Source organism: Tatumella terrea, assembly GCF_039523755.1.
In the GTDB taxonomy this organism is placed as follows: Bacteria; Pseudomonadota; Gammaproteobacteria; order Enterobacterales; family Enterobacteriaceae; genus Tatumella; species Tatumella terrea.
This window is the reverse complement of record NZ_BAAAFX010000013.1, coordinates 18,526-30,456: the sequence shown is the minus strand read 5'-3', so window position 1 is coordinate 30,456 and position 11,931 is coordinate 18,526. Positions and strand designations below refer to the sequence as shown.

The following is an 11,931-nucleotide window of genomic DNA, read 5'->3' as shown; positions in this document are numbered from 1 at the left end:
CTGAGAAATGTAAATCCTGATGAAAAAATCATCAGGGACCACAGACTCTGCCGGGTTCTTCTATACTGAAACCTGAAAGATGACAAAAAGATTACTCGCGGCTTAATTGCCGATTACTGAGGGCAGATGCCCATTGCTGCGATGAAGGCCGCAGCTATTGAACGCCTTTACTGTTATTGCCGGTTACCCCCGGCCAACACCAATCTCATTAACAGAAGTGTGGATACCGTCTTATGGAGCAAAACCCGCAGTCACAGCTGAAGCTACTTGTCACCCGTGGTAAGGAGCAAGGCTATCTGACCTATGCTGAGGTCAATGACCATCTGCCGGAAGATATTGTCGACTCCGATCAGATTGAAGACATCATTCAGATGATCAACGACATGGGCATCCAGGTGGTAGAAGAAGCCCCGGATGCTGATGATCTGATGCTGAATGAAAACAGTTCGGATACTGATGAAGATGCAGCAGAAGCCGCTGCGCAGGTATTATCCAGCGTAGAATCCGAAATTGGCCGGACGACAGACCCGGTCCGCATGTATATGCGCGAGATGGGGACAGTAGAACTGCTGACCCGTGAAGGCGAAATCGACATTGCTAAGCGTATTGAAGATGGTATTAACCAGGTTCAATGCTCCGTCGCAGAATATCCGGAAGCAATCACCTACCTGCTTGAGCAGTATGACAAAGTTGAAGCCGGTGAAACCCGTCTTTCCGACATCATTACCGGTTTTGTCGATCCGAATGCTGAAGAAGATCTGGCACCGACAGCGACACACGTCGGGTCTGAACTTTCAGAAGAAGATCGTGACGATGATGAAGACGAAGAAGACGAAGACGACAATTCAGATGACGATAACTCTATCGATCCTGAACTGGCGCGCGAGAAATTTACTGAACTACGTGCTCAGTATGAAGTGACCCGCAACGTCATCAAAAGCAAAAGCCGCAGCCATGCTGACGCTATTGTCGAAATCCAGAACCTGTCTGAGGTGTTTAAGCAGTTCCGCTTAGTGCCTAAACAGTTTGATTATCTGGTCAACAATATGCGCGAAATGATGGACCGTGTCCGTGGTCAGGAACGCGCCATCATGCGACTGTGTGTTGAAATCTGCAAGATGCCGAAGAAGAACTTCATCACGTTGTTCACCGGGAACGAGACGAACGATACCTGGTTTAAAGCGGCTCTGGCGCTGAAGAAGCCATGGTCTGAAAAACTGCAGGAAGTGCAGGACGACGTTTCCCGTGGCCTGCAGAAGCTGTCACAGATCGAAGAAGAGACCGGCCTGACGATTGAGCAGGTAAAAGATATTAACCGTCGTATGTCTATCGGTGAAGCGAAAGCTCGCCGTGCGAAAAAAGAGATGGTTGAAGCTAACCTGCGTCTGGTGATCTCGATTGCTAAGAAATATACCAACCGGGGTCTGCAGTTCCTGGATCTGATTCAGGAAGGTAACATCGGTCTGATGAAAGCCGTTGATAAGTTTGAATACCGTCGCGGTTATAAATTCTCGACCTATGCGACCTGGTGGATCCGTCAGGCGATCACCCGTTCGATTGCTGACCAGGCAAGGACTATCCGTATTCCGGTACACATGATCGAAACCATCAACAAACTGAACCGTATTTCACGTCAGATGTTGCAGGAAATGGGTCGTGAACCTTCACCGGAAGAACTGGCTGAGCGTATGCTGATGCCGGAAGATAAGATCCGTAAGGTATTAAAAATCGCCAAAGAACCGATTTCGATGGAAACACCGATCGGTGATGATGAAGATTCACATCTGGGCGACTTTATCGAAGATACCACCCTGGAACTGCCGCTGGACTCTGCAACCTCTGAGAGCCTGCGTTCAGCAACCCATGATGTTCTGGCCGGACTCACTGCCCGTGAGGCAAAAGTTCTGCGTATGCGTTTCGGTATCGATATGAACACTGACCATACCCTGGAAGAAGTGGGTAAACAGTTTGACGTGACCCGTGAACGTATCCGTCAGATCGAAGCGAAAGCCCTGCGTAAACTGCGTCACCCAAGCCGCTCAGAAGTGCTGCGCAGCTTCCTGGATGACTAAGCCATCGCCGTACTGATGCATAAAAAAGCCTCACCTGTCGGTGAGGCTTTTTTTTAGCTGTGCTGTCCGGTCAGGACCTTATCGGTAAAATCACTTCCGGTCAGATCCCCCCACCGGAGACCGGTTTATAACGAACCAATCACATTATTCCGTAAATTCTGAATATGTGTACGAATCGCCTGTATGCTTTGCTGCTCATCTTTCTTCAGCATGGCATTCAGTAAATCCAGGTGCTCGGAATGATTTTCTTTCTGACGGTGTAACGGACTGTGTAAACGAAATAGCCGCACATTGATCCTCAAGCCTTTCAGTACCTGAGCCAGTACCAGGTTACCGGTTGCCTCAGCTATCACACTGTGAAGTTTTTCATCAAACCGCCAATACAGATGTTCTTCCTGTTCAGTGGCCATCAGTTGCTGCAATTCTTCGATCATTGCGGTGATAACATCAGGGCTGATCCTATCCAGAGCTTTACCGACGGCTTCCACCTCCAGTAATTCACGCAATGCCATGGTATCCAGATATTCTTTAATATCGACCGAGCGAACCGCGTAAGAGCGCGCCCCGCGCCGGATCAAAAGATTTTCACCCGCCAGCCTGACCAGCGCTTCACGCATCGGAGTCCGCGAAACCTGTAATTCATCAGCAAGTCTGGATTCTGACATTTCGCTCCTGTCAGGAATTTTCCGTTCCAGGATAAGCTCTTTCAGCAGGGTATAGACCTGGTCTGACAGGCTGGCCGATTTCATATAAAGTGGCTTGGCGGCCATAATGGCAGCCAGCGCGTGATCCTGATAGTCAGTCATTGTCGGTAAGGTATCCGCAAGAAAAAAACATCACTAGTTTAGCGAATTATACGGCTCCCGGTCGCATAAAAGGGGCTTTCGCCGGTAAAAAAACACCTTCCCCTGCCCTTCCGCTAAATTTCTGATCCTGCCAGACGATTTTCCCTCCGCTAATGGTCACTGCCGGCCAGGCATTCACGGTTTTCCCCTGATACGGGGTAAAATCGGCGGCGCTGTGCAGTTCATCATTGCTGATTACGCGCGGAGTTTCGCAATCCCAGACCACCAGGTCGGCATCAGAGCCGACGGCAATAGTTCCCTTACGCGGATACAGTCCATACAGTCGGGCGGGGGCTGTTGATGTTAATTCGACGAAGCGCTGCGGGCTGATTCGCCCTTGCAACACCCCTTCGCTCATCAGTAACGGAAGACGGGTTTCCAGCCCGGCGATACCATTAGGGACCTTATCGAATGAAGCCCCTTCTCCGTGCAATAGCTTTCCGGTGGCATCATAGTTAAACGGGCAATGATCAGAAGAAAATATACTAAAGGTTCCGTTAGCCAGCGCGGTCCAGACCGCTTGCTGGCTGTCTGCATCGCGCGGTGGCGGGCTGCAGATACACTTTGCCCCATGAAAATCATCATCAATGCCCAGATCTTCCGCCGTCAGAAATAAATATTGTGGGCAGGTTTCCGAAAAAATATTGATTCCCTGCCCACGCGCCCAATGGATTTGCTCGATCGCCGCCCGGCTGGAAACATGCACCAGCAGGACCGGGACATCGACCAGCTCAGCCAGAGAAATCGCACGGTGTGTCGCTTCCCGTTCACCAATGGCTGAATGCGCCTGAGCATGATAGCGCGGAGCGGTTTTCCCCTGCTGTTTTAACCGCTGAGTCAGCCAGGAGATACAGTCATCATTCTCCGCATGGATCATCGCCATGGCGCCGGACAGGCGGGTCGCTTCAAGGACATCCAGGATATGGCTATCAGACAGTTTCAGGGCATCGTAGGTCATGTAGATCTTAAACGACGTATAACCCTGCGCGACCATCTGAGGAATTTCGGCAATCACCTCCGGCGTCGCATCGGTAATAATGAGATGAAAGCTGTAATCAACGCATGCCTTCCCCCCCGCCCGGCGGTGGTAATCGGCGACGGCATCTGACAGCGACTGTCCTTTGAATTGCATAGCAAACGGGAGCACCGTCGTCGTACCGCCACAGGCGGCAGACCGGGTTCCGGTGAAAAAGTCATCCGCGCCGACCGAGCCGTCAAGTGATGCCTGATCAAGATGGCAATGTGCATCCACCCCTCCGGGGGTGACACGACGCCCCGCAGCATCAATCACCCGGGTATTTCCGGTTTCCGTCAGGCTTTCGGCGATTGCGACAATTTTGCCCTCGCAGACCGCGATATCCCCCCGGAAATGGTCGGCTGCGGTAATAATTTCGGCATTTTTAATGACTAAATCATAGTGGTTCATGACGATCCCTCTTTGGCTGTGATCCCCGTCATCTGCTGCTGTGTGGCCTCAACCCGGGCCGGGGGGGTATGAGTACTCTGATACGCCCGGGCATAATGCCGTTCGATACGACGCTGTATGAAATCCCATAATGTCGTCAGGATCAGATAGTAAGTGGCAGCCACCATAAAGAGCTCAAGCACCATAAACTGTTCCTGAATCAGCATCTGTGTGCGCCGCAGTAACTCTTCCATCGAAATTACCGACGCCACTGAGGTGGTTTTCAGCAGACCATTAAAGCTGTTCCCCAGCGAAGGCAAAATCAGGCGCATGGTTTGCGGGAAAATAACATAACGGGCCACCCCGAAGTGATTAAAGCCGAGTGCCTTTGCCGCATTAATTTGCTGTCTGGGCAGAGCCTCAACCCCGCCACGAATAATTTCCGCCAGATACGCGGCTTCGTTCATGATCAGGCCTATCAGTACCGCTTCCACCACCGTGAAGCGGATACCCACCTGCGGTAATCCGGTATAGATAATGATTAATTGCACCAGTAAAGGCGTTCCGCGGAACACCCATATGTAAGCTCTGGCAAGCTGATTAACCCAGACCCACGGCGAAAGCCGGGCAAAAGCCAGTAATGTTCCCAGTACCAGCCCACCGGCCATTCCGGCGACAGTTAAATAGACAGTATTTACTGCCCCCATGAAAATATAATGGTTAGTCAGATAATGAAAATATCCTGCCCAGCTCCAGCCCTGAACCATGATGTTAGCTCCTCACATTTATGATGATGGACCCTGGACCTTGAACGTTCCCGGGGTCATAGATACGCCGTATTTTTTAAACAGCGCGGTCAGGCTGCCATCGGCTTTCATCTGGTTGAGCACCGTTGCCGCAGCATCAGCCAGTTTCGGATCGGCAAATGCAATGGCTACCGGTGTCGGGTTGAGGCCGGAAATCACCTGTCGGAACATACCCCGGTGCTGATAATCTGCCGCCAGTGCATCGATAGTCACTACTGCGCTCATCTGACCGGCACGCAGTGCCTGGAAGGCGACCGTAAAGTTATCGAACGTATGGATATCGACTGGCTTAAGGTGTTCAGCCACCAGCTTTTTGCTGATTTCGCGCAGCGTCGCTTCTTCAAATCCGCCAATTTCCACCCCGACACTTTTTCCGGCCAGGTCTTCAATTTTTGTAATGGATGCGGCATCCGCCGGTCGGGCTGAAACGCTGATAGCCTGGCTTTCATAAGGGATCATCGACATCAGTTTGGCCCGTTCAGGCGTAAAGAAGATTCCGGTATTGATCATATCCCAGCGACCGCCTTTCAGGCCCGGCACCATGGCAGAGAACTCAATCCGGGTATAATGCGGCTTCAGACATAAACGTTTCGCGATGTCCTCCCCCAGCTCAATACGCATCCCTTTCAGCTGACCTTCACCATCAACATACTGTAACGGCGGTAATGTCGGATTAGTCGCCATTTCCAGCACTCCGCTGTTAACCAGCCTGATCCCCTCTGGCGGGGTACATTCTGCGGCAAATACAGGTTGTGCCAGTACCGCGGCGGATAACAATGTCAGGGCGGGCAGAAAATAAGTTCGGGTTTTCATCAGGTATCTCCGGAATCAGTGAGAAAAAGAATTAAGTAAATCCAGCGTGCTGAGCTCTTGTCTGAGGGTCTGCTCCAGGTCGGCCGACAGAGGCAGGCGCGGAGCGCGCGGGTATCCGACATTCAGTCCCATCATATTCAGTCCGGCTTTACTGGCCGCGACGTAATGTGGCCCGCCGACGGCTTTTACTACCGGCAGGATTTGGTGATAGATTTCCAAAGCGCGTTGTTTGTTCTGATGATCAACAGCCTGTTCAAACATCCCGGCGCACAGATTAGGCAGTAAGTTAGAGGCAACGGCGACCCAGCCACATGCCCCGAGCCAGAAGGATTCATATCCGAGAATGCCGGCAAAGACATTCATCCGGTCACCACATAATTCGATGATGTCGCGTACCCGGGTGACCTCGAGGGTGGACTCTTTGATATAACTGACCGTGTCGATATGCGACAACCGTGCTACCGTTTTCGGTAACAGGTCAACATTGGCCGTCGCCGGGTTGTTATAAATCATGACAGGAACAGAAATTGCCTCGCCTACCGCTTTGTAGTGTGCGAACAATTCATCTTCGTTCGGGCAGCTATAAAACGGCGGAATGATCATCACACCATCGGCCCCCATCGCCTCTGCTTCCTTACTCAGCTCCACGCATTCCGGTGTCCATTCTGCACCGGTTCCCATCAGCACCGGTACACGCCCTGCGGTGGTGCGGATCACCGTTTCGGTGACCAGTTGCCGCTCTTCCCGCGTCATCGACAAAAATTCGCCGGTGCTCCCCAAAGGAATAAGCCCATGAATTCCCTGCTCAATTTGCCAGTTAACCAGTTTCTCCAGAGCTGGCACGTCAATTGCTTTTCCATCCGGAGTAAACGGGGTAATTAAAACCGTATAAGTGCCACGCAACGTTGTCATTGAAGTTCCCTGAGTAAGAAAGTGCTTGATGTATACGCTATGTATACCGTATACATACTGTATACACAAGCACCGACGGATCACAAGCGCTATGGAACTCAAAACAGCAAATATCCAGGCCAGCACCGGATCAGTTACCCTGTGGGTGGATGATCAGCCGATAGCGGCACTCCCTGAAGAAACCATTGCTGCCGCACTGGCGCGGCAGAATATTGTTGCATTGCGTCAGACCGGTGACGGGGAAAAACGCGGGCTGTGGTGCGGTATGGGATCCTGCTATGAGTGCGTGGTTCATATTGAAGGGTGCGGATCGCAGCGCAGCTGTATGACGCCGGTAACCGCAGGCATGCGGGTCTACACCTCACCCGTCGCCGCCGGTAAATTGCCTTCACCTCCCCCGCTACACTCTCTGCCGCCGCTTGAGAAAAAATGTGATGTTCTGGTCGTGGGGGCCGGGGCCGCCGGATTGAGTGCGGCATTATCCGCAGCACTCTGTGGTGCCAGTGTGCTGGTGCTTGATGAACGTCCGCAAAGCGGTGGACAGTTTTTTAAACCGCTCGCCCCTTCACATAGGTTGCAGGGTAAGGTTCCCCGCCAATGGGCTGACGGTGCAAAGCTGCTGGCTGAGGCAAAAAATGCCGGGGCAGAAATTATTCAGAATGCCACCGTCTGGGCCGCATTTTCGCCACAGGAAATTGCGGCAACCATCGACGGGCAGCCGTGGGTGATCCGTCCGAAACAACTGATCATCGCCGCCGGGGCTTATGAACGTCCCGTTCCCTTCCCGGGATGGACATTACCGGGGGTAATGACTACCGGGGCCGGGCAGACGCTGGCCAAATCTTACCGGGTGATGCCGGGCAGGCAGATCCTGGTCAGCGGAAATGGTCCGCTGAATCTTCAGTTTGCTGCCGAACTACTGGAGGCTGGCGGACAGGTCACCGCAGTCCTTGAAAGCGCCAGAAAACCGGGGCCGGGAGAGATACGTCAGATACTGACACTGGCGAAAACTGCCCCCGGATTAGTACTTAAAGGGCATCATTATCTGAATATCCTGAAAAAACATCGTACCCCTTTCCGCTGGGGAGAGATGGTTACCGAAGCTCATGGCGACGGGAAACTGGAACGTGTCACCGTCATGTCGGTAGATCGTCAGGGACAGTTACTGCCTGAAACAGCGCGACAGATCACCTGTGATGTCCTGTGCCTCGGTCACGGATTTATCCCGTCAACCGATCTTGCCCGTATGCTTGGCTGTGAACAGCAGCTGAGTCAGGTCCCCTTCAGTACCCCGACCATTATCACCGATAAAAACGGTGCCAGCAGTGTGCCCGGGGTATTTGTGATTGGCGATGGCGCACGTCTGGCCGGAGCACAGGTCGCTCAGGCCAGGGGGACGCTGGCCGGACAAACTGCGGCCAGCGCATTAGGTTATCCCTCGCGGATCACCCACCGTGCCGGGACCGAGCGTAAATTACAGCAAGCCGAAATATTCCAGAAAGCACTTTGGAAAATCTATCAGGCCCCGCCGGTCAGTCTGCACACCCTCAGCGATGAAACCATTATCTGCCGTTGTGAAAACCTCTCTCTGGGAACGCTCAGACAAGCCATCAGCAACGGGCTGGATACGCCGGCCGCGCTGAAGCGTAACCTGCGCGTCGGCATGGGATTGTGCCAGGGGCGCACCTGTGCCGGTATGGTCGCGCAGCTGGTCAGTGAAATGACTGAACGGCAAAGCAATACCGCAAGCTTTTTTGCCCCAAGGCTTCCGGTCAGACCGATGCCAATCAACGCCCTGACCGCCGAGAAACCGGAATGGGGAGGACATAAACCGGCAATTACGCCGAATCTCGCCCGCCCGGTTGAGACAACGCCCCGGGAAGTGCAGCATGCCGGGATTCTGGTGATTGGAGGCGGCGTCATGGGGAACTGCCTGGCCTATTATCTGGCAAAGCAAGGGGCCGACGTGATGGTAGTCGAGCGGGATGACATCAACCTGCAGGCTTCAGGCGCCAATGCCGGCAGTTTACATGTGCAGCTACTGTCATTCGATTTTGGCGATAAAGCACAACACGGGGGTGGCCCTGCGGCAGAAACGTTGCCTTTGGGCCCGTTATCGGTGGCCCTGTGGCAGGCGCTGGAAAAAGAGAGCGGTGAATCGCTGGAAATCAAAATGACCGGGGGACTGATGGTGGCCGGGACGGCTCAGGAAATGCGGGCTCTGGAGAAAAAAGTGGCGCTGGAACGGCAATACGGTCTGGATGTCAGCCTGCTGGATGCCTCAGAGCTGGCTGCCCTGTCGCCGAATCTGTCACCGCATCTGCTTGGAGCTGAATATTGTCCTCAGGAAGGGAAAATTAACCCGCTGCGGGCCACGTATGTCGTGAACCGGATGGCACGTGACCGGGGAGCCCGTTTTCAGCGTGGTACCGATGTGCGGGCCATTGAACGGCAGAACAACGGACATTTCCGGGTGGTCACCGACCGCGGCATCATAATTGCGCGGCAGGTGATCAATGCTGCCGGCGCCTGGGCCGGAAAGATAGGTGAGATGGTGGGAGCCGCCATTCCGGTCAGGGGCGCCCCGCTGCAGATGATTGTCACCGAGCGGGCACCGCCGTTGATTGACCATCTGATTGCCCATGCCGGCCGGCATCTCAGCCTGAAACAAACCGCCCACGGCAGCCTGCTGATTGGCGGTGGCTGGAGCGCCGGGTTCAACCCGGAAATGCGCATGAATCAGGTGCTGCGTGAAAGTATTGAAGGCAATCTCTGGGTTGCCGGAAATGTTCTTCCTCCTCTCCGGCAACTGCATATGGTGCGCAGCTGGGCCGGAATGAATATCAATATCGATGGCGCTCCGATTATCGGCGATTTACCCGGGGTGCCGGGCTTCTGGAATGCGGTGACCTCTAACGGCTACACACTGGCACCGGTGGTTGCTCACAGCCTGGCACAGCAGATCCTTAACGGACACTGTGATATCAATCTGGCGCCTTACCATATTAATCGCTTTAACTCACCGACAAGGAAACTTGCCTAATGTCAGAGACCCGTCAGCAAATCTCCGCATGGATTGACGAGCACTTCCCCGCCAGTGTTGCCATGCTGCAAACGCTGGTACGTACACCGTCAGATAACCCGTCGGGAGATTGTACTCCGCATGCGCGGGTGACCGCACAATTACTGCGGGAACAGGGCCTGGACGTTGAAGTCTTACCCGTCCCTGAAGAGCGCGTCCGCGCGGCGGGTATGATCAGTGCGACTAACCTGATTGTTCGCCATCGTTTCGGCGATGGCCCGGTCGTGGCACTGAATGCCCATGGTGATGTGGTTCCGCCGGGCGGCGGCTGGACAAAAGACCCTTACGGGGCAGAAATCGAGGATGGCTGGCTGTATGGCCGCGGTGCCGCCGTGTCAAAGTCAGATATTGCCAGCTACAGTTTCGCGTTACAGTCTTTGATCCACAGCGCTGCTCCGCTGAAAGGCACCGTTGAGCTGCATATCACTTATGATGAAGAAACCGGGGGACATACCGGTCCGGGCTGGTTACTGGAAAGCGGTGCCACACGTCCGGATTATGTGGTCTGTGCTGCCCTTAGCTATTTTGTGGTCACTGCCCATAATGGCTGCCTGCATCTGGAAGTTCGCCTGAAGGGGACATCTGCCCATGCCGCTTTCCCTGAGACCGGGAACGATGCTATCGAGGCCGGTTGCCGCCTGATGACAGAGCTGTATCGCTATCGGGATACATTGCACACTAAACATTCTGCGGTAGAAGGGATCGGTCAGCCCACCCTGGTCATTGGTCTGGTCAGCGGCGGGATTAATACCAATGTTGTGGCGGATAATTTTGTGTTGCGCCTCGACAGACGGATCATTCCTGAAGAGGATCCTTGTCAGGTCGAACAGGAACTGCGTGATTTACTGGCCACCTTCGGGCAACAGCAGGGGATCACGGTAGACGCTGAACGTATTTTACTGGCGGCGCCTTTTACCCCGACCGGGGATAGCCAGCGTCTGGCGGACATATTCCGTCATGAAGCCGGCCAGCGACTGGGAGAAACTGTCCCGCAACGCGGGTTACCGCTTTACACAGATGCCCGACTGTATAGTGCGGCAGGCATTCCGACCATCATGTACGGAGCAGGCCCGCATTCCTATCTGGAAGCCAATGGTCACCGGGCTGATGAAAAAATAGCGCTGGATGACTTGCGCCATGCCACACACATTGTTGCCAACAGCCTGTATGTTCTGCTCGGGGGAGAAAACTCATGATTAGCGTAAAAAATGTCGATAAACATTATGGTCCGGTGCAGGTTCTGAAAAACTGTTCGATGGAGATCAAACAGGGTGAAGTGGTGGTCATTTGTGGTCCTTCAGGTTCGGGGAAATCGACCCTGATCAAATGTATCAATGCCCTCGAATCATTCCAGAAAGGCGAAATTATTGTCGATGGTATCTCATGCGGTCACAGTAAAACCCATTTACCCACACTGCGTCAGCGTGCCGGTATGGTATTTCAGTCGTTTGAATTATTCCCTCATCTGACGGTACTGGATAATCTGCTGATACCGCAGATGCGGATCCTCAAGCGTTCCCGTGAACAAGCCATCGACAAAGCCCGGGCACTTCTGACACGGGTCGGCATGCAACATCATGAACATAAATATCCGGCACAATTATCCGGAGGGCAACAGCAGCGGGTTGCGATTGCCCGGGCACTGTCGATGGAGCCGAAAGTGATGCTGTTTGATGAACCCACCTCAGCGCTGGACCCGGAAATGGTCGCCGAAGTCCTGTCTGTGATGGCCGAACTGGCAGCAGAAGGCATGACGATGTGCTGTGTCACGCACGAACTGGGATTTGCCCGAAAAATTGCCGATCGGATCATATTTATGGACAGTGGCGAGATCATCGAAGACTCGGGCAGTGAAGCCTTTTTCACCTCGCCGGAAACACAACGAGCGCGGGATTTCCTCAGTCAAATCATCAGCCACTGATACGGCTTTCTCCGGCGGGGGGCGGAAAAACACGCTTCAGGTACAACACAGATTCCGCCTCAAAGGGGCCAGGGC

At 53.6% G+C, this 11,931-nt stretch carries 9 protein-coding genes; 4 read left to right on the top strand and 5 right to left on the bottom strand.

Translation table 11 applies throughout. From position 1 onward, the window contains the following. Positions 1 to 233 precede the first annotated feature (233 nt). Entirely contained in the window at positions 234 to 2,072 is a 1,839-nt protein-coding gene (gene rpoD / locus ABD035_RS08310) for an RNA polymerase sigma factor RpoD (RefSeq protein WP_212715016.1), read from the top strand. Positions 2,073 to 2,197: 125 nt separating this feature from the next. On the opposite strand, the gene ABD035_RS08305 is transcribed toward rpoD, so the two are convergent. Genes ABD035_RS08305 through dapA form a run of 5 tightly spaced genes read right to left on the bottom strand, consistent with a single transcriptional unit; the run spans position 2,198 to position 6,853 of the window. Further along, entirely contained in the window at positions 2,198 to 2,878 is a 681-nt protein-coding gene (locus ABD035_RS08305) for a GntR family transcriptional regulator (RefSeq protein ID WP_343869273.1), read from the bottom strand. A 46-nt stretch (positions 2,879 to 2,924) separates the two neighbouring features. Then, the gene (hydA, locus tag ABD035_RS08300; protein WP_343869271.1) at positions 2,925 to 4,343 is read right to left on the bottom strand and encodes a dihydropyrimidinase; all 1,419 of its coding nucleotides are present in this window, start codon (positions 4,341 to 4,343) and stop codon (positions 2,925 to 2,927) included. Beyond that, positions 4,340 to 5,089, bottom strand: a complete 750-nt coding sequence (locus tag ABD035_RS08295; RefSeq protein WP_343869268.1) for an amino acid ABC transporter permease — start codon at positions 5,087 to 5,089, stop codon at positions 4,340 to 4,342. The genes hydA and ABD035_RS08295 overlap by 4 nt, the downstream gene beginning before the upstream one ends. A gap of 18 nt (positions 5,090 to 5,107) precedes the next feature. After that, complete coding sequence (locus ABD035_RS08290) at positions 5,108 to 5,941, bottom strand: ABC transporter substrate-binding protein (RefSeq protein WP_343869265.1); 834 nt, start codon at positions 5,939 to 5,941, stop codon at positions 5,108 to 5,110. A 15-nt stretch (positions 5,942 to 5,956) separates the two neighbouring features. Beyond that, on the bottom strand, positions 5,957 to 6,853 hold the full coding sequence (gene dapA / locus ABD035_RS08285; protein WP_343869263.1) for a 4-hydroxy-tetrahydrodipicolinate synthase: 897 nt from the start codon (positions 6,851 to 6,853) through the stop codon (positions 5,957 to 5,959). 91 nt (positions 6,854 to 6,944) lie between these two features. Between dapA and ABD035_RS08280 the strand changes: the two genes are divergently transcribed. The 3 genes from ABD035_RS08280 to ABD035_RS08270 are packed head-to-tail and all read left to right on the top strand — an operon-like array spanning position 6,945 to position 11,856. Next, positions 6,945 to 9,896 carry an FAD-dependent oxidoreductase gene (locus tag ABD035_RS08280; RefSeq protein ID WP_343869261.1) on the top strand — a complete coding sequence of 984 codons (2,952 nt, stop codon included), beginning with the start codon at positions 6,945 to 6,947 and terminating at the stop codon, positions 9,894 to 9,896. Next, positions 9,896 to 11,131 carry an ArgE/DapE family deacylase gene (locus tag ABD035_RS08275; protein ID WP_343869259.1) on the top strand — a complete coding sequence of 412 codons (1,236 nt, stop codon included), beginning with the start codon at positions 9,896 to 9,898 and terminating at the stop codon, positions 11,129 to 11,131. The genes ABD035_RS08280 and ABD035_RS08275 overlap by 1 nt, the downstream gene beginning before the upstream one ends. Then, positions 11,128 to 11,856, top strand: a complete 729-nt coding sequence (locus ABD035_RS08270; protein WP_343869257.1) for an amino acid ABC transporter ATP-binding protein — start codon at positions 11,128 to 11,130, stop codon at positions 11,854 to 11,856. The genes ABD035_RS08275 and ABD035_RS08270 overlap by 4 nt, the downstream gene beginning before the upstream one ends. Positions 11,857 to 11,931 lie beyond the last annotated feature (75 nt).